The sequence below is a fragment of the Dokdonia sp. genome (assembly GCF_039945015.1).
Lineage (GTDB): Bacteria > Bacteroidota > Bacteroidia > Flavobacteriales > Flavobacteriaceae > Dokdonia.
The window spans coordinates 436,267-460,771 of record NZ_JBDUXP010000030.1 but is presented as its reverse complement, the minus strand read 5'-3'; the positions used below and the strand labels follow the sequence as shown (position 1 = coordinate 460,771).

Annotated in this window: 19 protein-coding genes and 1 tRNA gene; 11 read left to right on the top strand and 9 right to left on the bottom strand. The window is 33.5% G+C overall.

All coding sequences use genetic code 11. The annotated features are described in order from the left end of the window. Positions 1-131 precede the first annotated feature (131 nt). Complete coding sequence (locus ABJD27_RS21915; RefSeq protein ID WP_348164674.1) at positions 132-986, bottom strand: heme-binding protein; 855 nt, start codon at positions 984-986, stop codon at positions 132-134. A gap of 97 nt (positions 987-1,083) precedes the next feature. Beyond that, positions 1,084-2,190, bottom strand: a complete 1,107-nt coding sequence (locus ABJD27_RS21910; protein WP_348164672.1) for a hypothetical protein — start codon at positions 2,188-2,190, stop codon at positions 1,084-1,086. A gap of 303 nt (positions 2,191-2,493) precedes the next feature. Here ABJD27_RS21910 and ABJD27_RS21905 point away from each other — a divergent pair, with 303 nt between their 5' ends. The 6 genes from ABJD27_RS21905 to ABJD27_RS21880 all read left to right on the top strand — a co-directional run bounded on the left by ABJD27_RS21905 (position 2,494) and on the right by ABJD27_RS21880 (position 9,953). After that, positions 2,494-5,106, top strand: coding sequence for a COR domain-containing protein (locus tag ABJD27_RS21905; protein ID WP_348164669.1), 2,613 nt, complete (start codon positions 2,494-2,496; stop codon positions 5,104-5,106). 14 nt (positions 5,107-5,120) lie between these two features. After that, positions 5,121-5,252, top strand: a complete 132-nt coding sequence (locus ABJD27_RS21900) for a hypothetical protein (RefSeq protein ID WP_348202094.1) — start codon at positions 5,121-5,123, stop codon at positions 5,250-5,252. Between the two features lie 84 nt (positions 5,253-5,336). Beyond that, positions 5,337-5,699 carry a hypothetical protein gene (locus ABJD27_RS21895; RefSeq protein WP_348164666.1) on the top strand — a complete coding sequence of 121 codons (363 nt, stop codon included), beginning with the start codon at positions 5,337-5,339 and terminating at the stop codon, positions 5,697-5,699. A 221-nt stretch (positions 5,700-5,920) separates the two neighbouring features. Continuing rightward, entirely contained in the window at positions 5,921-8,377 is a 2,457-nt protein-coding gene (locus tag ABJD27_RS21890; RefSeq protein ID WP_348202093.1) for a M1 family aminopeptidase, read from the top strand. Positions 8,378-8,442: 65 nt separating this feature from the next. Further along, positions 8,443-9,117 carry a head GIN domain-containing protein gene (locus tag ABJD27_RS21885; protein ID WP_348164660.1) on the top strand — a complete coding sequence of 225 codons (675 nt, stop codon included), beginning with the start codon at positions 8,443-8,445 and terminating at the stop codon, positions 9,115-9,117. Between the two features lie 155 nt (positions 9,118-9,272). Then, the gene (locus tag ABJD27_RS21880) at positions 9,273-9,953 is read left to right on the top strand and encodes a LysE family transporter (protein ID WP_348164657.1); all 681 of its coding nucleotides are present in this window, start codon (positions 9,273-9,275) and stop codon (positions 9,951-9,953) included. A 1-nt stretch (position 9,954) separates the two neighbouring features. Here the strand turns inward: ABJD27_RS21880 and ABJD27_RS21875 are convergent, their stop codons facing one another. From ABJD27_RS21875 to ABJD27_RS21860, 4 genes are all read right to left on the bottom strand, one after another. Next, positions 9,955-10,344 carry a hypothetical protein gene (locus ABJD27_RS21875; protein ID WP_348164654.1) on the bottom strand — a complete coding sequence of 130 codons (390 nt, stop codon included), beginning with the start codon at positions 10,342-10,344 and terminating at the stop codon, positions 9,955-9,957. Between the two features lie 125 nt (positions 10,345-10,469). Continuing rightward, positions 10,470-10,540: transfer RNA gene (locus tag ABJD27_RS21870), tRNA-Cys, on the bottom strand. Positions 10,541-10,599: 59 nt separating this feature from the next. After that, positions 10,600-10,959, bottom strand: coding sequence for a dihydroneopterin aldolase (gene folB / locus ABJD27_RS21865; protein WP_348164651.1), 360 nt, complete (start codon positions 10,957-10,959; stop codon positions 10,600-10,602). A gap of 250 nt (positions 10,960-11,209) precedes the next feature. Continuing rightward, positions 11,210-11,419, bottom strand: a complete 210-nt coding sequence (locus tag ABJD27_RS21860; RefSeq protein ID WP_348164649.1) for a zinc ribbon domain-containing protein — start codon at positions 11,417-11,419, stop codon at positions 11,210-11,212. A 118-nt stretch (positions 11,420-11,537) separates the two neighbouring features. On the opposite strand from ABJD27_RS21860, the gene ABJD27_RS21855 reads away from it, so the two are divergent. After that, positions 11,538-13,565 carry a glutamine--tRNA ligase/YqeY domain fusion protein gene (locus ABJD27_RS21855; protein ID WP_348164646.1) on the top strand — a complete coding sequence of 676 codons (2,028 nt, stop codon included), beginning with the start codon at positions 11,538-11,540 and terminating at the stop codon, positions 13,563-13,565. A gap of 378 nt (positions 13,566-13,943) precedes the next feature. Here ABJD27_RS21855 and ABJD27_RS21850 read toward each other — a convergent pair whose 3' ends face one another. Further along, entirely contained in the window at positions 13,944-14,897 is a 954-nt protein-coding gene (locus ABJD27_RS21850) for an SPFH domain-containing protein (RefSeq protein ID WP_348164643.1), read from the bottom strand. Between the two features lie 159 nt (positions 14,898-15,056). Between ABJD27_RS21850 and ABJD27_RS21845 the strand changes: the two genes are divergently transcribed. After that, positions 15,057-15,731: a hypothetical protein gene (locus ABJD27_RS21845; protein ID WP_348164640.1), complete on the top strand. Its 675-nt coding sequence runs from the start codon at positions 15,057-15,059 to the stop codon at positions 15,729-15,731. 74 nt (positions 15,732-15,805) lie between these two features. On the opposite strand, the gene gltX is transcribed toward ABJD27_RS21845, so the two are convergent. Both gltX and ABJD27_RS21835 read right to left on the bottom strand, forming a co-directional pair. Further along, positions 15,806-17,320, bottom strand: a complete 1,515-nt coding sequence (gltX, locus tag ABJD27_RS21840; protein ID WP_348164637.1) for a glutamate--tRNA ligase — start codon at positions 17,318-17,320, stop codon at positions 15,806-15,808. Between the two features lie 93 nt (positions 17,321-17,413). Further along, the gene (locus tag ABJD27_RS21835) at positions 17,414-18,460 is read right to left on the bottom strand and encodes an alkane 1-monooxygenase (protein WP_348164634.1); all 1,047 of its coding nucleotides are present in this window, start codon (positions 18,458-18,460) and stop codon (positions 17,414-17,416) included. 86 nt (positions 18,461-18,546) lie between these two features. Here ABJD27_RS21835 and ABJD27_RS21830 point away from each other — a divergent pair, with 86 nt between their 5' ends. From ABJD27_RS21830 to mnmG, 3 genes are all read left to right on the top strand, one after another. Continuing rightward, on the top strand, positions 18,547-22,032 hold the full coding sequence (locus tag ABJD27_RS21830) for a hypothetical protein (RefSeq protein WP_348164631.1): 3,486 nt from the start codon (positions 18,547-18,549) through the stop codon (positions 22,030-22,032). Continuing rightward, positions 22,025-22,432 (top strand): rRNA maturation RNase YbeY, encoded by a 408-nt coding sequence (gene ybeY, locus ABJD27_RS21825; protein WP_348164628.1) that lies wholly within the window; start codon positions 22,025-22,027, stop codon positions 22,430-22,432. The genes ABJD27_RS21830 and ybeY overlap by 8 nt, the downstream gene beginning before the upstream one ends. Before the next feature lie 190 nt (positions 22,433-22,622). Next, positions 22,623-24,500, top strand: a complete 1,878-nt coding sequence (gene mnmG / locus ABJD27_RS21820) for a tRNA uridine-5-carboxymethylaminomethyl(34) synthesis enzyme MnmG (protein WP_348164625.1) — start codon at positions 22,623-22,625, stop codon at positions 24,498-24,500. The last annotated feature ends 5 nt before the right edge of the window (positions 24,501-24,505 follow it).

The following is a 24,505-nucleotide window of genomic DNA, read 5'->3' as shown; positions in this document are numbered from 1 at the left end:
GAGATGCATATATTATGCATCTCCCTTTTTTAAGTATAAAAGATTGTATTATTAAGTACGCTTTCAAGGAGTATACGACGCAGAAGTTTATGCTGAGCTTGTCGAAGTACGAAAGCGTATACATCAACAATTTACTGCTTGATTAATGTATTTACATTAAAATGTGGCCAGTGTATGGTTTCTCCTTTTGGAGTTCCTTTTACAGGAAAATCAATAATCGTATTTTGAGAATATTGTAATTGCTGAAAGCTTTTTCCTGTTGCTTTGTCTTGAACTGTTTCTATCCAAAAAATACTCTCAAATGAAGCTGCATCTGCATTTTTATCTATAGATGGGATATTATTTATTCCTCCATTATTGGCAGTACTTACCACAAGATTTGTACTACTTGTAATTACTCTTCCTGTTTTTTCCTGTGCATCTAGGTAATTTGTAAGATACGTATTAGGCGTTGCATTGTTAAATCCGGGTACAATTTTTGAATCGTATACATCTGTATATCCTAAAACAGGAGGTAAGCCACCTGTAGGAATTGCACTAGCTGTTTTGTCTATAGGAGGTCTTCCAGGAGTCACAGAAGAGTTCCCTAAAGCCATTATAGCGTCTCCGTGTGGCACTGTAGAAATACGAGCAAGATTGTAACCATCATTATCTTTTGAGCCGTCTAGAAGCTCCCAAATACCATTCTCAGCATGCATTAAACTATTGTCATTTGCATTATGTATTCGTAAACTGTACATTAATGTTGGTATGTTCTCGATGGTTTTTAAACCTCTATTTGGAGTAGTACTACTTAATGCAGTAACCTCGATGGTTTCGTAATACGGAGCAACAAGTAATGTAAATTCTCCTTTTTGGTCTGGTACAGCGATAAGGTTAACCCCTTTGTTTCCTGTCCAGGTTCCTATGAGTCCAGAAAGAGGACCATATTTAATAGCCATTTCTTCATTAGAAAGACCTAATCTTGAGATTGAATTTGAATCCATAATTGAGTGTGTTTTAGTATGTAGTCTTCAAAATTAGAAGAAAATAAACACACATAACTAGGTATAAATACTTGATTTTTAAGTAACTGAAACTAAATTATTCTGTAATTTCAAACCCTTTTAAGAAAGCATCAAAACGATCTATATTTCCTGCATAGGTCTCTGTAGTTGCGTTAAATAAAATAATTCCATAGTAATTCTTGGTTTGAAAAGAGACTTTTTTAGAATGGTATATACGTGAATTACTAAGCATATACTGCATCCTATAACTCTCTCCGTTAAATGCACCAACATTGGGAAGTTCTTCTCTTAATAAAAGAGTAGATTGCCCATCAGATTCGCCTATTTTTCCTCTAGGCATCACCTCATCGTTAAAAGCTTTAAAAGAATCATAATTAGTCTTATTGGTAATGTTAATCACCACAGCATTTTTGATATTATTTACATCTGGAAAACTGGCATACCATTGTGTTGTACTTTGAGACTCTATGACATTAAGATAATCAGGAACTATAAATTTAAAGTTGGCTCCTTCATAATTCATAGAAATAGGATCTTCAGAAGTATGCGTGACACGTTGTTCTAGAAAAGACATTGATATTTTTGCTGGAAGAATATCTACCGTTTCAGAAGCGGTTTTGATATAGGCGAGTTTATCTTCTTCATTTTCTGAGGAGAATAATGGAAAACTAATGGTAGCTACTTTGTTATTTATAATAAAGCATAGGATGTAAATTTTGACTAAATAGTCTTCTTCTTTATTTATTTTGGATGCTGGAATTTCATAATTAAATAAATAAAAAAGCTTTCCTTCTTTATTGGTGAAAAATTCTTCCGTCGAAACAATATCTGCTTCCATCGCTTTTTTCATATTGTTTACTTCTCTTAATTTAAAAGTAGTTAATAACGCTTTTTCATCTTCAACACTTTTACCATTATGATACATAGAAGGATCATAATCTGCATTGATAATATTGATGATATAATCATTGGTTTTAAAAGCGCCATTATCCATGTATTGAACTTCTTTCCCAGGAAACATCATGGTATAGAAAATTTCATTATTGATATAATGATGTCCCTTAGGACCTTTCATAAAATAGATTTCTGGAACGTCTTCTTCTGGCGTTGTATCTTCTTGTGAGAAGATGGTAAGAGGAAGTATAAAAAAGGAAAGACAAAAAAGAAAAGTGGTGATGCGCATAAGAATAGTATCAATGATGGTTTGGAAGATACGAAAAAGGGAATAGCTACTATGACTGTTTAAAAATAGAGTAGTACTCTAAAATGGAGCAATACTCTATTTTGTACACAAGAAATTCCTATGTAAAAAGTCGATGTACTCAGCATGTCGAAATGAAGGATAATTAGTATACCTTAAAATACACATATAACAGAAGATCAAATCATTTCTCCCTTTGGGAGAAACAGAAATGAGGGCTTTAAAAGATAGAATACCAAAAGTAAATTACTTATTTTTAAGACATTAACTAAGGGGGGATTTATAATGTCAGAAAATAATAAAGAAGGACTAGCAGTCGCTAGAAAACGAATTCAAGAATGTATAGATCAACAAAAAGTATTTTTAGATCTAAGGAATTGTGGATTAATAGATTTTAGTAATCTTACTTCTATTTTTAAATGTACACATCTAAAAACAATAAATTTTAAACACAATAAAATTCAAAACATTTCAATACTTGAAAATTTAAAAAATTTAAGAGAAGTATTTATAATAAATAGTATAATACAAGATATTAATTCTTTAAAGAAACTAAAATATTTAAATAGGCTAGATATACGCTCTAGTCAAATTACAGATATTAGTTTTTTATATAATCTTCAAAGTTTAAATAGATTAAATTTATTTAATAACAATATTAGTAATATTGATGTTATATCTAATTTAAGAAGTTTAGAAATTTTAGATTTAAGTTTTAATAAAATATATAACATTAGTGCTTTATCTAATTTAAAGCAATTAAAATATTTATATCTAGAGAATAATACTATAAAGGATATAACTTTTTTAAAAGAATTAAAAAAATTAATAGAATTACAATTAAGTTATAATGAAATAGAAAAAATTCCTAAAGATATTTTATATTTAAATTGCTTACCAACTGTAAATAATAATCCCCTCCTATCTCCTCCTATTGAAATTGTAATTCAAGGTAAACAATCCATGTTAGATTGGTATGCCGCTACTAAAAAGCATCTAAATGAAATTAAAGTAATCTTAATTGGAGATCCTAAAGCAGGAAAAACTTCCTTATTACGTCAATTAAAAGAAGGTGATTTTAAAGAAGATGAAGTACAAACAGATGGAGTGAATATAGAAGATATTCATTTTGGAAAGTCATACACTTTCACAAAACAGAAATCAATACATCACCTTACAGGGCATTTTTGGGATTTTGGTGGGCAGGAAATTATGAGTGCGACCCATAATTTCTTTTTAACCAATCGTTCTGTTTATGTTTTAGTATTAGATGCTCGTAAAGACAAACAAGTGTCTTCTACCATTCGTAAAGAAGTCAAACGTATCAAAGCTACAGGAGGAAACTCTCCCATTATTATAGTGGCAAATCAAATCGATATCAATGCAGGTTTTGGTTTTGAAAATGAATATGAACTCCAAGAAGAATTTCCACAAATCAAATATTTTCTAAAAACCTCTTGTAAAACAGGAGAAAAAGTAGAAGCATTAAAAGAAAAGTTAGAAGAACTCATTCTTAGTGCAGAATTGCTAAATACAGAAATTGATGAAAAATGGATTTCCATCAAAGAACAATTTCGAGAAGAGTTACCTGAAGAAAACTTTCTAGATGCAGATCGCTTTATAGAAATCTGTAATGAATTTAAACTGACTAAAGAATCATCTCAACATAATGCCTTAGAGTTTTTACACGACCTAGGATTAGTCTTACACTTTAAAGAGATTAAAGGCCAAGAATATTATGTGCTAAATCCCTATTGGATTACCTATGGTGTATACCAAATATTAACTTCTAAAAAAGCAGGAGAACTAAAAGGGGAAATTCCGTTTTCAGAACTGGAATATATTATTAACGAAGAAGAAGATAAGGAGAAGGCATATGAATCTGATGATTTTAAAAGAATTACATATACGCCTAGTCAACGTAAGTTCTTAGTACAAGTATTACATCAATTTAAATTGTGTTTTATATTACCAAGTCAAGAATCATTTATTATTCCTGACTTATTAAGTACCAATGAACCTTCAGAAATAACAAAACCTATTAGAGATGATCAAGATTGTATTCGTTTTGTATATGAATACGATTTTCTTCCTAGAACGATTATGCCTATAATCCTAGTAGAAACATATCAATTTCATAAAGCAAGATGGCGTACAGGTTGTGTATTAGAGTATGAAAAATGTCAGGGGTTTATCTCTCAATATGATAACAAATTATCTATTATTGTTGTTGGTGAACATAGAAGTAAAAGAGAGTTTTTAGCCATTATACGAAGTTGTATCAATGAGATTAATAAAAAATTAAGTAATCCCCCTAAAATGTTAATCCCGTTACCTAATAATGAAGAGTATGTTCCTTATAAATTATTATTAGGTCGTGAAAAAAGAAATGAAAAATCATATTACCATTATGACACTAAAAAAGATGAAGAAGTAACCTATAACATAGGTATATTATTAGAAGGTATTGCTAATGAGGATGAAGTACATAAAAAACTAGATGTTCTTTTACATCGTACTAAAAAGATTCTTGATATTCAAGAACAGCATTATCAATATCTTATTCAGCTCCCTACCAATAAAGATTTGAAAGAGACTCTAGAATCTTCTATCCAAGAACTAAGTGTGACTCAAACAAAAGCGATTGCAGAAGATTTGATGCTTTATATTGGAAGTGCACTTGAACTTCAACAAGAAGAAATAGAAGATACCTTTAAAGAGATTTATCAGGAACTTAGTAAAACAGATAATATAGGTGTAAAACTAAAATTAGCAACTCCACTAATAGGAGTTTTAGGAGTTGGTTTAGAGGGAAAATTTGATATTAAAAACTGGAGTCAGACCATGTACAAAAAGCATGAATGGATTATGTTCAAACTGTTATATGAGTCTAGATAACATAATATTTATAAGTGAAAAAGAAAAAAAAACATAAAAAGAAGAAGAGTAAGAAAGGAGTAAATATACCTTTATTACTTTCGATTATTGCTATTCTAGTAAGCCTTGGGCAATTAGTCTTTACACTTCCATTTGTTCTTAGATAGTTTGATAAAGTTGAATTACAAGCAGTAGAATTAGGCATTGCTAAATCTGAGTCTGAAGATTTTATTGAATCTTCATTTTTTATAATGAATACAGGAAATAATACTGCAGAAAACGTAGAATTGCATATAAGAATTTTAAAAGATGATAAAATAATGTTTGTTCCTGATATATTTAATCATGTAAAAGGAGAAAATAAAGAAGGATTAGCTGGTAATTTATTTTATAAGTGTGATAAAATTGTACCAGGAGAGAGGGTTCGAATTTATGTGTTTTCAAATTATAAAAATTATCTAAAAACACATAATCTAGATACTTTAATTTATAATAAGCGTATAGATGTCCATAAACCTGCTTATGGCCCCAATATTATAAACCTTAAACACTCTTTAGGTAAAGTTGAAATTCAAAGACAAAACTCTATTTTACTAAGGAAATTAAATTATTAAGGTTTCCAAATCCTTCTTTACAGATTAACGAAGCATCTTGATTCCAACCTTTTGTCGTATAGCGATCCTGATTCAGGATTTTCCTATCTTGCTTGTTCTTTTAGAAATACCCTATGATAAAGCAATTTTCTTATTTCGTTTTCTGTATTCTCTTCTGTTTTTCTTGTACTCAAACCCTAGAAAAAACAATACTCATAAATGATACAGGTGTACCACTGGATATGGCACAATATCGAAGTACACAAGTACAAGACGTAGTGTATAAACTATCATTTGCTATTCCAGAAGGAAAGGAAACACCTATTGCCTCACGATTAACACTAGAAGTAACGATAAACGATCTATCATACCCATTGTATCTAGACTTTAAAGAAGAAGCAAGTGCGTTAGAAGGTGTTATGGTCAATAGTACAGAAACGATCATTGTTCATGACAAAGAACATCTCATTATTCCTATAGAGGCATTACAACTGGGTAAGAATACAATTGACATTGCTTTTACAGCAGGGGAGTTGTCACTTAATCGTAATGAGGATTATCTATACACACTGTTGGTTCCAGATCGTGCAAGAACCGTTTTTCCATGCTTTGATCAACCCAATATCAAGGCAACCTATGTGGTAAAGATCATCGCTCCAAAAGATTGGGAAGTGATTTGTGGGGCACCATTAGCATCTCAAAAAACAGAAGGAGAGATAACCACGTATCAGTTTAAACCTTCAGACAAAATGAGTACATATTTGTTTTCGTTTGTAGCAGGAAAGTTTGAAACAGTTGCTTCACAAGACACGAAGCGTGTTATGAATATGCTGTATAGAGAAACCAATGAAGAAAAAATAACAGCAAGCACACGTTCTATTTTTGAGTTACACCAATCCTCGTTGGATTTTCTAGAAGATTATACGCAGGTTGATTTCCCATTTCAGAAATTTGATTTTGCGACCATTCCTGGTTTTCAATATGGAGGGATGGAACATACGGGAGCTATACAGTATAGAGAATCTAGTTTGTTTTTAGATAATAGTGCTACCCGTTCTCAAGAATTATCGAGAGCCAAACTCATTGCTCACGAAACTGCTCATATGTGGTTTGGAAACCTAGTGACGATGGAGTGGTTTAATGATGTGTGGATGAAAGAAGTATTTGCCAATTTTATGGCAGATAAGATTGTAAACCCTGTCTTTACCGACATCAACCACGACTTACAGTTTTTAACCTCGCATTATCCAAGAGCGTATGGTGTAGATCGTACCCAAGGAACCAACCCTATTAGACAAGATTTGGATAACCTTAAAAACGCAGGATCATTGTACGGAAGCATCATTTATAACAAAGCACCCATTATGATGCGCCAGTTAGAGCTCGCACTTGGAGAAACAAAATTTAAAGAAGGTATTAGAGAATATATCAAAGCATATGCAAATAGTAATGCAGATTGGAATGGACTGGTCACGATACTAGACGCAAAAACAGAGTTGGATTTGAAAACTTGGAGTGATGTATGGGTAAACTCTACTGGAAGACCAATATTTTCTGGAGATATCCAATATGATGAAGAAAAGAAGATCAAACAATTTACCCTTACTCAAACAGCCGAAGATGGATCAGAAAAGTACTGGCCACAATCCTTTGATATCAGTTTGGTATATAAGGATAGTATCAGAACAATTCCTGTAGTGAGTAATGCGCAACGTATAGAAGTATCTCAAGCAATAGGAGCCTCTCAGCCATTGTATATTTTATATAACAGCAATGGATATGGGTATGGTGTGTTTCCTGTAAATGAGCAAGCCGCAACGCAAATAAGCGCTATAAAAGAAGAAGTTTCTAGAGCGCATGCCTATCTTAATAATTATGAAAATACACTTCATGGTTCCATAGCAAATACACTTGCTTTTGAAAACCTACAAAAAGGAATTGCAACAGAATCTAACGAATTGATCCTTCGTATGATTGCAGGACAAGCTTCTAATTTGTATTGGAATTCGTTTACAGAACAACAACGTGAAACCTATCAATCTGATTTAGAAAAAACAATATATACAAGGCTAAAACAATCGGAATCTAAGAATATTAAAAAAACATTGTTTAACACTTATAGATCAATAGCGCATTCTGAGAAAGGAGTAGGAACATTGTATCGTATTTGGAATACCGAAGAAACGATTGATAACCTTATTTTAAATAAAGATAACTATACAAGTTTAGCACAATTGCTAGCATTGTATGATCATCCGGATGCAGTGGCTATTTTGGCGAAAGCCAAATCAAAACTTACCAACCCTGATAAAATTCAGCGATTTGAATTTCTAGCCCCAGCACTAAATGCAAACCCAGCAGTACGAACAGCTTATTTTGAATCATTTAAAGAAGCTAAGAACAGAGAAAAAGAAAATTGGACACAAACAGCTTGTTCATATATACATCATCCGTTGCGACAAGAAGATGGAATTAAGAATGTAGCCATGAGTTTAGAACTACTCGAAGAAATTCAGGAAACAGGAGATATCTTTTTCCCGTTAGGCTGGTTAAATAGTACCATAGGGAGATATACTTCAAAAGAAGCCCATACAATGGTAAAGGATTATATCGCTTCTCATCCAGAGCTTGATGCAAACTTAATGAGGAAATTATTACAAGCTACCGACAACCTAAACAGAAGACAAGTAAAGAGATAATTATTTTAAAATCCAACTGTAACATTAGAGACCATAACGGGTCTATATATCAAACAAGCATAAAAATGAAGAAGATAATAATGACCGTAATCGCTGTATGTATCACAGCAATTACATTTGGACAAAACCCAATCACAAAAAATGTAGGTGATTTTACAGAAGTAAAAGTATACGATCGTATTGTGGTAAATCTGGTAAAATCAGATGAAAACAAGGTAGTTATTTCCGGAGAAGATGCCAGTCAAGTAGAGGTGATTAATAAAGACGGTAAATTAAAAATCCGCATGGAATTTGATTTGGTATTTGACGGTGATAAAACCTTTGTAAACGTACACTATAATAACTTAAAAGTAATCGATGGAAATGAAGGTGCAAGAATTACTTCTAATGAACTCATAGAACAAGACCGGATCGAGATCAAAATGCAAGAAGGTGCACGTATTAGAGTAGGTTTAAAAGTACAAGATGCAAATATGCGCGCTGTTACTGGAGGTATTATAGAAGCGACAGGCCTAGCAGAATCACAAGACGTTACCGTAAATACTGGAGGAGTGTATGAAGGAAGAGACTTAGAGACAGAAAACACAAAAGTTTTTGTACAAGCTGGTGGAGAAGTAGAGGTATATGCATCAAAAAAAGTAGATGTTACTATACGAGCGGGAGGAAATGTAGATGTACATGGACACCCTGAAGAAGTAAAGAAAAGAAGAACTTTCGGAGGACGAATCAGGATTTTATAAATGGAAGCTATTTGCTTTTGCTTTCGCGAAAGCGTATAAATCAACAAAAAATAGAGGTGTATGTTATTCTAAATAATGTATTACCTCTATTTTTATATATACCACTTTGGATGTTAACACGCATTCCCTAACTTTGTGTAAAAGGATATATATTTATGTTTCAAGATCTTCCTGCTGCGTTTACTTCTGGTCTCGTGCTAGCGTTTATGATAGGTCCTGTATTTTTTGTACTTCTTGAAACAGCTGCAACCAAGGGATTTAGAGCCGCAATATCCTTTAATTTAGGAGTCTTTATAGCCGATATTTTCTTTATCGGAATTGCCTATTTAAGTAGTTATCAGTTATTAGAAAACCTTAGTAATGCCCCAGGATTATATGTTTTTGGAGGCGTAATACTTATTGTATATGGATTGATGATGTATTTAAAGAGACCCACTCGAGAAATGCTAGACCCATCTAGAGTAAAAAGTGGAAAAAACGGATACCTACAACTCTTTATAAAAGGATTTTTACTCAATTTTATAAATATAGGCGTATTGGTTATCTGGTTAGGTGTCATTATCGTAGTAGGACCTACTGTAGATAATGATCCCGTGAGACTCTTTACTTTTTTAGGAACCATGCTTATTACCTATTTTGTAATCGATTTAGGAAAGATTGTACTTGCAAAACAGTTAAAAGGATACCTAACCCCAAGACGTATTTTTAAAGTTAAAAAACTGCTAGGCTTTATTTTAATTATCTGTGGGCTCGTACTTACCGTAAAAGGCTTTTTACCAAAAGATAAAATGGATATAAAGAAAGGGCTAGAAAATATAAGAGACAGTAGGCAATAAACTACTCATATATGAGAACAGGCTCTTCGTTTTCACAGATTATATCTATAGGTTCTGCAGGAACATCACACGTAGAAACAATACCATAATTAGCATTATAAACAGCTTCTTCAGTTGTATAACTCTCAACTAAAATCAAAAAAGCATCTACATCAATTGTAGTGGGATATGCAATATACCCTTGAGGCCCACCACAGGCTTTAGATCCATATGCTGTATAATCCCAGACATCTGCATCTGTACATGGCTCATTTGCTAAAGCAACAATTTCAGCAAGCATTTCTTCAAGCATTTCTAAATCTTCTTGTTGATTTAGGATTACATCATCTGGCATTGAACATCCAGAAAAAAGAAAAGAAGCACAAACTAGTAGGATAAAATATTTAGACATGATAAGGTAGTTTATTACTAGATGTTATTATTATAAAAGCGTTGCGTAGTGATATTGTTTTTAACACTTTCGTGAAATGTAATAAAACCAAAAAAGCAACTTCATTTGAAGTTGCTTTTTTGTTGAGGTATCGAGCGGATTCGAACCGCTGTAGATGGTGTTGCAGACCACTGCCTAGCCACTCGGCCACGATACCTTTTTAAGGTGATTGCAAATGTAATATTTTTTTTAAGAGTATAGAATAAAAAAAAGCATCTATTCTCGACTTTTACTACGCTCTACTGTTACCATTTCTACATCTCCACCTATAGGCGGATTCAATTTAGAAACTTGTACCGTAGCATGTCTAATTAAAGGCTCCTGATCTATAAATCGTTTTAAAATACGCTCACATACCGTTTCTAACAGGTGAGAAGACATAGACATTTCTTCTTTTACAATATGATTGAGAAGTACATAATCTACAGTATCTCCTAGTTGATCTGTTTGTGCACTCTTTGATAAATCAGCATCTATCTCAACGTCAACACGATAATCAGACCCTATCTTTTTTTCTTCAGTTAGACAGCCGTGATAAGCATATACTCTAATGTTTGTGACTTTAATTTTACCCATATTTCTTTCCCGCAAAAGCGAGCGTCTTATTTGTTTGTTACAAAGTTACTTTAAAAGGGATGAATAATCATATACTATTTAACCCAGATTATGCATTAGAACTTTGTAATGAAGCAGTGAAATACAATAAAATATGACATTTTATCAGTTTCAGCATCGCATCGCTATGATTAAGCTTAAAAGTGTAGCGATGCGGCTTATTTTGCAGTAGTTCAAAGCTGTAATAGATTTTCTAATGCATAATCAGGGTTTAGCCTGTAAATAAGTCAAAGACATTACTTATTGCACTTGTTTTTGCTTTATAAAATTCTGTATAGGTGCAATTTTGACACGTAACAGAAGTATATTTTTCTGTTTGTACATCAAATATTTTAGATAATGTCCCACCAGTAGCTCTCATTTGACCCACCGTATATTCACGATGATTACACTTGGGACAGCTATAATTTAAATGCTTCATAGTTTGTTGTTTCCTTATCAGTAGTATATATATAGCTATTGTTACAATAAGACTACCTTTCTTTTTGTCTTGTAGAGAGGGATTTTTCCGTAATTTTACGCCTTCAATTTTTAGGGAGATGAATGAACCACAAAAATCACTTAATTTTTTAGAACAAATCGTAGAAGACGATCTGGCAAATGGATATACAAAAGACCAGTTGCGATTTCGATTTCCACCAGAACCTAATGGGTATTTACACATTGGGCATTGCAAGGCGATTTGTATTAGTTTTGGACTAGGGGAGAAGTATAATGCTCCTGTAAACCTACGTTTTGATGATACCAATCCTGAAGCAGAAGAACAAAAATTTGTAGATGTGATCAAGGAGGATGTGGCTTGGTTGGGATATCAATGGGATAAAGTATGTTTTTCTAGTGATTATTTTCAAGAACTATATGATTGGGCCATCCAAATGATAAAAGATGGAAAAGCTTATGTAGATAGCCAGACAAGTGAAGAAATAGCTGCTCAAAAAGGAACTCCAACACAACCTGGTGTTGCAGGTCCCTATCGTGATCGTTCTGTAGCAGAAAATCTAGATCTTTTTACACGTATGAAAGATGGAGAATTTGAAGCAGGGACTCATATATTACGCGCAAAGATTGACATGGAAGATCCAAATATGTTGATGCGAGACCCTATGATGTATCGTATTATGTATGCAAAACACCATCGTACAGATAATGATTGGTGTATTTATCCAATGTATGACTGGACACATGGAGAAAGTGATTATATAGAGCAAATCTCGCACAGTTTATGTTCGTTAGAATTTAAACCTCATAGAAAACTCTATGATTGGTTTTTGGATCAAGTATATACAGGAGAAGATGTACGTACAAAGCAACGTGAATTTGCCCGTTTAAACTTAAGCTATACGATTATGAGTAAGCGAAAGTTAAAAAAACTTGTTGAAGATAAAATAGTTTCTGGATGGGATGATCCTCGTATGCCTACCATTTCTGGGTTGCGTAGAAGAGGATATACAGCAGTTGCCATTCGTAAATTTATAGATACAGTAGGTGTTTCTAAGAGAGAAAATGTGATAGATGTTTCTTTATTAGAATTTAATATTAGAGAAGATCTTAATAAAACAGCAACTCGTGTGATGGGTGTACTTGATCCTGTAAAATTGATCATTACAAACTATCCAGAAGGAAAAGAAGAACTTCTTACCGCAGAGAATAATCCAGAAGACCCTAATGCAGGAGAACATCAAGTTCCTTTTGGTAGAGAATTATATATCGAAAGAGAAGATTTTAAAGAAGAAGCAGGAAACAAGTTTTTCCGATTGACACTTGGGAAAGAAGTTCGTCTTAAAAATGCTTATATCATTAAGGGTGAAAGCGTTGTAAAAGATGCAGATGGAAATATCACAGAAATACATTGTACGTATGATGAAAATACAAGATCGGGAAGTGGTACTGAAGCATCAAAACGTCATGTAAAAGGAACATTACACTGGGTATCTGTAACTCATGCCGTTCCTGCAGAGATACGCTTATACGATCGCTTATTTAACCATGAAGCACCAGATGGAGATAAAGAGGTCAGTTTTATGGAATATGTCAACCCAGACTCTTTAAAAGTGATTACAGGATATGTAGAACCTTATTTAGCAGATGCTAAAGTAGGAGATCGATTCCAGTTCCAACGTATGGGTTATTTTAATGTAGATACAGATAGTATTCCAGAAAAATTAGTTTTTAATCGTACGGTAGGATTGCGTGATTCTTGGGCAAAACAAAAACCTAAACAGCAAAACAAACCACAACAAAAAGCACAACCTCAGCAAAAGGCTTCGGCGTTAAGTCAAATCAATAAACTAGGAAAGAAGCTTGCTAATCTTCCTGAAGGAAAACGCTTGATAACGATAGAGGCTATTCATAAACTAGCTGTTGATTTAACCGAAGAAGAAGTAATAGGATTCTTTAATACTGCTGCAAAAAAAGTGGGAACTCGTATGGCGGGTATTGAAAGTTTATACGCTTTCGCGAAAGCGAACTCAAAAGAAATTTCAAGCATTCCAGGAGCTGAGGATTTTGTTCAGAAAGCCAAAGAAGATAGTAATGAGCTGTTAAGCGAAGCCGCTAGTAAGTTTTAAACCGAATTATCTATTGGATGACATTTTTTGTTAAAAAAACAAAAGATAAATAAAACCAATACTATAAACAAAACGATAAATTAAATTTATTAAAAACGACTTTATTAGAGATGTTCTCATTTGTTTCTTTTTTATAGAAACCCAATATGATTGTTTTTAAAATAAAGCTGTTATATGAGCTTTAAAATGCTTTTTTTGTTATTAAAAGCAATACGCTATTCCTTTTTTAATTTTTAGTGGTATTCGCTTTTTATTTGAACACAAATGGAAATTTTAGGAGTGTCGATTTTTTTAAGATTTCTTTTGATAAACTTGTAAAAACAAAAACGCCAAAGAAACTTCTTTGGCGTTTTTTAGTAATTGATTCTAGAAGAAAATCTAATCTTCTCCTCTAGATTTCTTTTTATTTACAATACCTTTTGCTTCATTGTCTTTTTTCATTTGTTCTCCTATTTGATTAGAAGCTACAAAAGAAGTGATCATATCATTAAGCATGTTACTTCCTGCTTGAGGCGAGTTAGGCATTAAAATTAAATTAGAATTGGTTTGCTCACCCATAGATTGTAATGTATCATAATGCTGAGTCACTACAATAAGCGCTGAGGCTTCTTGAGAATTAATCCCTACATTATTTAATACATCTACAGACTCCTCAAGACCACGAGCAATCTCACGACGTTGATCTGCAATACCTTGTCCTTGAAGACGCTTAGATTCTGCTTCGGCGCGTGCTTTTGCAACGATTTTAATACGCTCTGCTTCTGCTTCAAACTCAGCAGCTACTTTCTCACGCTCTGCCGCATTAATACGGTTCATCGCTTCTTTTACTTGCATATCAGGATCAATATCTGTTACTAAGGTTTTTATAATATCAAAACCATAATTAGACATCGCCTCATTAAGCTCGCTTTTTACTGCAATTGCAATATCATCTTTACGCTCAAAAACGTCATCAAGTTTCATTTTTGGAACCTCAGCACGTACCACATCAAATACATATGATGTAATCTGATCATGTGGATTTTCTAATTTATAGAAAGCATCATATACAGCATCTTTACGTACTTGGAACTGTACAGAAATTTTAAGACGCACAAATACATCATCTTTTGTTTTTGTTTCTACAACAACATCTAGCTGTTGGATACGTAAATTAACACGACCTGCAATTCTATCAAAAACAGGAATTTTAAATTGTAGTCCCGAATGACGTGTCCCTATAAATTTTCCAAATCGTTCAACAATAGCAGCTGTTTGTTGCTTGACCATAAATATTCCCGAGAGAATAATTATAACTCCCAAAAACAAGGCGACATATACTAAGTAGCTCATAAATCTTTTTTTTAGTTAGTGAATTAAAGTGATGAAGTTATTAAAATAACTAGAGATATGTCGTCGTTATTATCAAAATGTAACAAGTCTTATACTATTTAGTACTTTTACGCGCTTAACAAACTAACTAGAACTTCAATCCTTATTTCCCAAATCTTTATGAAACTATACATTTTCATTTTCATCTTCATTGCTGGTACTGCCAGTGTTTTTGCACAATCTCACCGTAACACAGGAAGTTATAATAGAATAGGTTTACAAGGAAAAATTATGCTTACATCTATAGAAAGTTCTGATCTTGAGATAGATGGAAAAGAAGGTTTTCAAGGTGGATTTACAACGAGAGGGCGTGTATATAACAATTGGGGGATTGTATATGGTATTGATTTTTTAAGTGCTAATGTCTCTGTACAAGGTACAGGAGCAGGACAGGCAATAGACAATCAGATAGATTACAATTTTATAGGAGCACAGCTTAATTTTTTCTTAAGTTATAATATTATAGGACAAAATTTAGCCATAGATTTTGGGCCTGCATTACTTGTAAATGGAAAAATGAAACTTAAAGATAGTGGGCAAGGTGATACGACAATCGCTGGATTTTCAAGTTTAACAGGGAGTGATATAGAAGAAATTTCAAAAATTAATCCGTTTGTAGTAATAGGGTTGACAGGAGGTTTTGAGAATGTACGTCTTTCGGTACAATACCAATATGGTGTGACTAATATTCTTAATGGACTTAATGATCAAGATTTAGAGCTTATAGACCCAGCAGCAAGAAACTTTAAAGGAACGGCTTCCTTTATTTCTGCAGGGGTTGTGTTTTACTTATAAAAAGAGAAATTACATAAAAAAACCTCCACTACTCAAATGAGAATAGTGGAGGTTTTTTATAGATCTATTTGATGTTATAAAGTTGTTATTGCATTTTTTATACGTGTAATAGTTTCTTCTTTTCCTATGGTTGCAGCAATGGCAAATACATCAGGACCTTGCATTGCACCTACCAGACTTAATCGTAAGGGTTGCATTATTTTTCCAAAACCAAGTTCGTTATCAGTAATCCATCCTTTTACAGCACCCTGAAGTGTCGGAGTATCAAAGATTGTAACACCATCAATAACGGCAACTATTTTTTCCATAAGTTCTCCAGTATCTTCTTTCCACCCTTTTCTAGATGCTTTTTCATCATAAGACGTAGGTGCCTCAAAGAAATAAGAACCTAGACTCCAAAGATCAGAAACAAATGTCGCACGTTCTTTTATAAGTCCCGTAACAGTGGTTACATAATCTAAAGACGTATCAACACCTTTATCTACGAGAAGCTGCTTAAAATGTGCCGAGATCACGCCATTATCTGTTTGCTGCATATAATGTTGCTGAAACCATTTTGTTTTTTCTGGATCAAATTTAGCACCTGCTTTATTTACTCGCATAAGATCAAAAGCTTCTACAAGTTGCTCTAAAGAAAAAATTTCTTGCTCTGTTCCTGGATTCCATCCTAAGAAAGCAAGCATATTGATAACAGCTTCTGGAAAATAACCATCTTCTCTATACCCAGAAGAAACCTCATTTGTCTTAGGATCTCCCCATTGTAATGGAAATACTGGAAAACCTAACTTATCCCCATCACGCTTATTTAATTTTCCTTTACCTACCGGCTTCAAAATTAAAGGAAGGTGCGCAAACTTAGGAGCGTCCCATCCCAAAGCACGATATAATAATACGTGTAATGCTAGTGATGGTAACCACTCTTCTCCACGGATCACATGTGTGATTTCCATAAGGTGATCATCTACAATATTTGCAAGATGATAGGTCGGCATTCCATCCGATTTAAAAAGTACTTTATCATCCAGTACATTGGTATCTATTTTAATATCTCCACGGATCTCATCTTGTAAATGCAAGATCTCATCTTGAGGTGCCTTAAAACGAATGACATATTCTTGTCCTGCATCGATACGTTTTTGCACTTCTTCTTCAGAAAGTACTAATGAATTATCAAGTTGCATACGATTATGCCAGTTGTATATAAAAGTTTTCCCTTCTGTTTCTAACTGACTTCTCAATGCAGATAATTGCTCTGCAGTATCAAATGCATAATAGGCATTTCCTGATGCTAATAACGCTTTCGCGAAAGCGGAATACGTTTCTTTACGCTCGCTCTGTCTGTAGGGTCCAAAATCTCCTTCACGACCCGGTCCTTCGTCATAAGGAATACCACACCAATCTAAACTCTCTTTTATATAATCTTCGGCACCTGGAACATATCTGTTTTGATCTGTATCTTCTATACGAAGTACAAATGTTCCGTTGTGCTTTTTGGCAAAAAGGTAATTAAAGAGTGCTGTGCGCACACCTCCTATATGTAAAGGTCCAGTTGGGCTAGGTGCAAAACGCACTCTGACATGTTGAGACATAAATTTATCTTTTGAGGGTGCAAAGATAAATGTTTGAAAAAGTAAATAATTAAAAGAAGAAGGTTAAAATGCTTTAATTTATTATCTACACCTTTAAGTTATAGGCTTCTGATCCTCTGGAATCCTCTTATTCATGATTTTAAACCAAATAGGAGGGAAGAGAGAAAGCACCATACTTGTAGGATATCCATACGGCAATTGCGGACTGATCTCGTGATAATCTAATAATTGATACTTCTTGTTTGCACGATAATGATGATCACTATGACGTGTTAATTCAAAAAGCATAATACGCCCAAAGACATGATTGCTATTCCAAGAATGAACTTCGCGTACACGTTCATAACGACCATTCTCTTTCTTTTTACGAAGCAATCCATAATGCTCGATATAATTAATCGTTTCTAATAAAAGAAAACCAGAAATAGCAGCTGATACTAAAATTTGAAAACCAAGACTTCCAAAAAAGTAATATCCTGAGTATAAGTAACTTACTTGTATAATGGTATACCAAAACATATCATTTTTGTAAGAAAAGAAAGAACGGTTCTCGCGTTTTAATAAACCTTTTTGAATCTTCCAAGAACCAACATATTGTCTTGTTATTGAAGTAATCCAAAAATGATATAAAGGTTGATTATAGGTTGCTGTTGCTGGATCTTCGGGAGTTGCTGCATGAAGGTGATGTCCAAAATTATGTTCAATAAAGAAATGCATATATAATGCCGGAAGTAATAATAATTTACCTAGTAGTTGTTCTACTTTACTGTTACGATGTCCTAACTCATGAGCTACATTAATTCCATTAGAACCTATCACAATACCACAGGTAAAAATCATACCTATGCGTTCATAAACCGCAAACTCATAACTAGTCATCGTAACAACCGTAAAGTATAGCAAACCAAATACGACTACTACATTAAAGTATAATAGAAAATCAGTCCAATGTAATGTTGATTTTGCTTTCTTTTCTTCGTTAGAAATATTAGTATCGTTTACTGGAAAGACAGACTCTAATATGGGTACAAGTATAAAGGCATATACAGGAGCTAAGAAAGACCAAGGACCTTGAAAGTAGATGCCAATAAAGGCACATATTGGCACGAGATATGCAGATAGATATTTTAAATCCTTCATAGTAGGTAAATTTTAACAAGGTGTTATAAAAGTATACTATTTAGAAAACATAATAAAATTGTAGTTTTAGGGGTTGGTATAGAAAGATGGAAAGATTTAAGAACATAGAACAAAAGCTCGAAGGCTTTATACGTAAATACTATACAAATGAATTGTTGAAAGGAGTGATTCTCTTTTTTGCATTTGGAGTATTGTATTTTTTACTTACTCTTTTGATAGAGTATTTTTTCTGGCTAAGTTCATCAGGAAGAACAGTCCTATTTTGGCTTTTTATTGGTGTTGAAGTAGCACTCTTGGCAAAACTTATCGCACTACCGCTTGCTAGGCTTTTTAAATTATCAAAGGGAATAGATTACAAAGAAGCGGCTCAAATTATAGGAAATTACTTTCCAGAAGTAAGTGATAAATTAATTAATACACTACAGCTACATAGTGTTTCTCAAGATTCTGAATTAATGCTCGCTAGTATAGAGCAAAAAAGCGCTGCATTAGAACCCGTTCCTTTCCGTCTAGCCATTAATTTTAAAAAGAATGTCAAATATCTCAAATATGCGGCTATACCCATTGTCGTTTTTTTGATTGCAAACTATACAGGAAAGAGCGAAGTGTTTTCTTCGAGTTATGAGCGTGTGGTAAATTACAATGAAGCTTATGAGCCGCCTGCTCCTTTTAGTTTTTTTGTTGTAAATGAAGATTTAAAAGCTGTCGAAAATAAGAACTATACATTAGAAGTTCGAACCGTAGGCGATGTCGTTCCTGATGAAGCTTCGATACATTTTAATAACGAAGTTTATTTTTTACAACAAATAGCTCCTGGTGAGTATGGATATACTTTTGAACAACCAGTAAGTGACATCACTTTTCATTTAGAAGCAAATAAAGTAACCTCACAGCCATATACGTTAGAAGTTCTCAAAGTCCCAGTACTTGTAAATTTTGAGATGGAGTTAGATTACCCATCACATACAAATAAGAAAACAGAACGGGTTAAAAATACAGGAAACGCCATCGTACCAGAAGGCACAAAAGTAACATGGCTGTTAGATACTCGCCAGACAGAAGCTGTTGCATTGGTTTTAAAGGATACTGTATACGCTTTCGCGAAAGCTAATAAAACAACCTCTATAGATAACGAATACAGTCTTACAAAACGTATTTATATAAACACGCCTTATGAAGTAAGCACGAGTAATAGTAATCTAAAAAACTTTGAAAACCTTGCCTATAATTTACAAACCATTAAGGATGAGTTTCCTCAAATGGATCTTGAAGTTAAAACAGATTCTATAAGCAATCAGCAAAATTATTTCTATGGCAAAGTAAGTGATGATTATGGATTGACTAAACTACAGTTAGTCTATTATCCATCACAATCTGAAGATAAGAAGTATAAAAACATTAGTATTTCAAAGGGGAATGTAGATCAATTTATTTATGCCTTTCCTGATACACTTCAGCTGCAAGAAGGAGTAAATTATGAGTATTACTTTGAAGTGTTTGACAATGATGCAATCCATAGTTATAAAAGTACAAAAAGCACAGTCTTTAGTTTTGTAAAATTTACAGAGAGCGAACTTGAACAACAGCAATTAGAACAACAAAATAAAGCGATAAGTGAACTTGATAAATCTCTAAGTAAATTAAAACAAAGAGAGAAAGAGCTTGAAGAAATTTCTCGTAATCAAAAAGAGAAGAAAGAACTCAACTTTAATGATCAAAAGAAACTTGAAAATTTCTTACAAAGACAAAAGCAACAAGAAGAACTTATGAAAGACTTCTCTAAGCAACTTAAAGAGAACTTAGATGAATTTCAAAAAGACGAAGAACTTACAGACGAAGAGAAGGAAAAATTAAAAGAACGTTTAGAACGCCAAGAGAAGAAGGCTAAGGAAAATGAGAAACTTCTTGATGAATTAGAAAAATTACGTGAGAAGATAAGTAAAGAAGAGTTGTCTGAAAAGCTTGAAAAACTTCAAAAACAAAATAAGAATAATAAGCGTAACCTTGAACAAATGGTAGAGCTTACCAAGCGTTATTACGTTCAGAAAAAAGCAGAAAAGATAGCTCGCGACTTAGAAAAACTTGCTAAGAAACAAGAAGAGTTAAGTAAGAAAGAAGGAGATGAAAACACCAAGGAAGCACAAGATAAGTTAAATGAAGAATTCAAGAAGCTTGATCAAGATCTTAAAGATTTAGAAAAAGAAAATGAAGGATTAAAGAAGCCTATGGATATTCCTTCTGATGAAAAGAAACAAGAGGAAATCAAAGAAGAGCAACAAGGGGCAAGTGAAGAATTAGAAAAACAAGAAGAACAAGAACAACAAAGCGGAGAATCACAAAGCAAATCAGGAGCGCAAAAAAAGCAAAAGAAAGCTGCAGAAAAGATGAAGCAAATGAGTCAAGCCATGCAGGCCGGAATGCAACAATCTGGAGAGCAAGGCTTGGAAGAAGACGCTGCAATGCTTAGGCAAATTCTTGATAATCTCCTTGTGTTTTCTTTTGAAGAAGAAGAAGTGATGAAGGACTTTAGAAAGATGGATGATAAGAATCCTAATTTTGCCGCCAAATTACGTCACCAAAATGTATTAAAACAAAACTTCACGCATATAGATGATAGTTTGTACGCATTAGCATTGCGCAGACCAGAATTAGATGAGACGATTAATGAATCTTTAACTGATATTGATTTTAATATTAATAAAGCATTAGAGCGCCTTGCGGACAATCAAATAATACAAGGTGTCAGTAATCAACAATATGTAGTTACTGGCGCAAATGAATTGGCAGATTTTTTAAGTACTTCTTTAGACCAAATGAATAATCAAATGAGTGGTCAAGGACAGGGTCAAGGACAAGGACAGGGTCAAGGCCAAGGGCAGGGACAAGGAAGAGGCCAACAATTGCCAGATATCATTCAGAGCCAAGAAGAACTTAATAAAAAGATGGAAGAAGGCAGTAAACCAGGTGAAGGAGAAAAAGGAAAAGAAGGTGAAGAAGGAAAAGGTGAGAATGGAGAAAAAGGAGAGGGAGAGGGTCAAGGTGAAGGAGAAGGAGAAGGAGAAGGTCAAGGTGAGGGTCAAGGTGAAGGCGATGGTAAAGGAGGTAAAAATGGAAAAGATGGACGTGGAGAAGGAGAACCAAATGGAGAAGGAGATGAATATGAACAAGGGTTACTCTATGAGATTTATAAAGAACAACAAAAATTACGTCAACAGTTAGAAGATGAAATAAGAAAAAGTGGATTAGGAGGGAATGCTGATCAACTTGTGAAAGACATGAAAGATGTTGAGCAACAATTATTAGACAAAGGATTTAATAATGAAACGCTTCAGCGTATGACAGAATTAAAGCATGAATTATTAAAACTTAAAGAAGCTACTTTCCAACAAGGTGAAGAAGAAAAAAGGGAATCAAATACAAATCTTAAAGAGTATGCAAACCCTATAAATTCTGCAGTAGAAAAAGCAAAAAAATATTTTAATACTACAGAGATCTTAAACAGAAAAACACTTCCACTCAAAGAAGAATATAAGAAGAAAGTACAAGACTATTTCCAGAAAGACAATGATTGAATTTAACAGTATAGATGACTTTGAAATTGAAAATAAGGTTCAAGTGATTTCGTGGTTATCTCAAGTAATAGAGGATGAAAATAAAACATTAGGTGAGGTGAGTTATATTTTTTGTGATGATGCATATCTTCATAAAATGAATGTTGAGTTTTTGGATCATGACACACTAACAGATGTTATTAGTTTTGATTACACCGAAGGTGAAATTATAAGTGGAGATGTATATATTTCTAGAGAGAGAGTAGCAGATAATGCAGTAGATTTTAATGTGTCTTTTGTTGATGAATTACATCGCGTTATGGTACACGGGTTATTACATTATTGTGGTTATAAAGATAAGACAGATGATGATGTCAAGGTGATGAGAGGTAAAGAAAATCACTACTTGCAACAACGCTAAAGACTAGCATGATTTTATTTTTACGAGATCGATGTTCCACGTGAAACAATTTAAATAAATACTTAGTAGAGTAACTATAGATAAGCTTGCAAAAACAATCTTTTAAAAGGGTGTATATTTGCAGGCTAATTTTTTGCTTTACAATCGATGTTCGATTTTTAAAACAAATACTAATGTTCCACGTGAAACAATGAGCCTATTTCAAGATGTATATGATGTAATTGTAGTTGGTGCTGGCCATGCTGGTTGTGAAGCTGCTGCTGCTGCTGCAAATATGGGAAGCAAAACGTTGCTTGTAACAATGAATCTTCAAACCATTGCCCAGATGTCTTGTAATCCTGCCATGGGCGGTATAGCAAAAGGACAAATAGTAAGAGAGATAGATGCTCTTGGTGGGTATAGCGGTATTATCTCTGATAAGACAGCTATTCAGTTTAAGATGCTTAACAAATCTAAAGGACCCGCTATGTGGAGTCCAAGAGTTCAAAGTGATCGTATGCGTTTTGCAGAAGAGTGGAGGTTGCGTTTGGAGCGAACAGAGAATCTTGATTTTTATCAAGAAATGGTTAGTAGTTTAATAGTAGAAAAAAACACCGTAATGGGTGTTAGAACTTCTTTAGGAATAGAAATAAAAGGGAAATCTGTAGTGCTTACAAATGGTACTTTTTTAAATGGATTAATCCATATAGGAGATAAAAATTTTGGTGGAGGAAGAGCAGGAGAAAGAGCAGCAACTGGAATCACTGAACAACTTGTCGAGTTAGGATTTGATACAGGAAGAATGAAGACAGGAACACCTCCCCGTGTAGATGGAAGATCATTAGATTTTTCTAAAATGATTATCCAGCCAGGAGATGATGTCCCGGAGAAATTTAGTTACTCTAAAGAAACAAACCCATTAACACATCAAAGACCTTGTCATATGAGTTATACATCTCCAGAGGTGCATGATTTATTACGAGAAGGTTTTGATCGGTCTCCTATGTTTAATGGAAGAATCCAATCCATAGGACCTAGATATTGTCCATCTATAGAAGATAAAATTAATCGCTTTGCAGATAAAGACAGACATCAATTGTTTGTAGAACCAGAAGGATGGGATACATGTGAAATCTATGTAAATGGATTTTCAACCTCACTTCCAGAAGATGTTCAATTTAAAGCATTGCGCTCTGTTGCTGGATTTGAAAACGTAAAGTTTTTTAGACCAGGATATGCTATAGAATATGATTATTTTCCGCCTACACAATTAACCCATACACTAGAAACAAAATTAGTAAGTGGTTTGTATTTTGCTGGTCAGATTAATGGAACTACAGGATATGAAGAAGCCGCATCTCAAGGATTAATGGCTGGGATGAATGCTCATTTAAAAGTGCAGGAAAAAGATCCTTTTATGCTTAAACGTAATGAAGCATACATTGGGGTATTAATAGATGATTTAATTACAAAAGGAACAGAAGAACCATATCGTATGTTTACTTCACGTGCCGAATATAGAACACTATTGCGTCAAGATAATGCAGACGAACGTCTTACTCCATTATCAAATACATTAGGACTTGCTTCTGATGAACGATTACAAGTGATGGAAAAAAAGCGTGAGGAATCAGAAAAACTCGTTAACTTTTTTAAAGACACAAGCATCCTTCCAGAAGAAGTAAATAATATTTTAGAAGAACGAGGATCATCTCCAATGAAACAATCTGATAAGATGTTTAAGGTGTTTTCTCGTCCTCAGATTAATCTTGAGGACATTAAAAAATTCAAGAAAGTAGCCGCTTATATTGAAGATAACAATCTTGAAAAAGATGTGTTAGAACAAGCTGAGATTAAAGTAAAGTATGCAGGCTATATAGAAAAGGAAAAAGCAAATGCTGATAAACTTAGCCGCCTTGAAAATATAAAGATTCCTGAAAACTTTGATTATAGAAAATTAAAATCATTGTCTTATGAGGCGAGAGAAAAATTAGAGGATATACGTCCAGTGACTATATCTCAAGCATCTCGTATAAGTGGTGTCTCTCCGTCAGACATAAGTGTCATGTTAGTATATATGGGACGATAATTTAA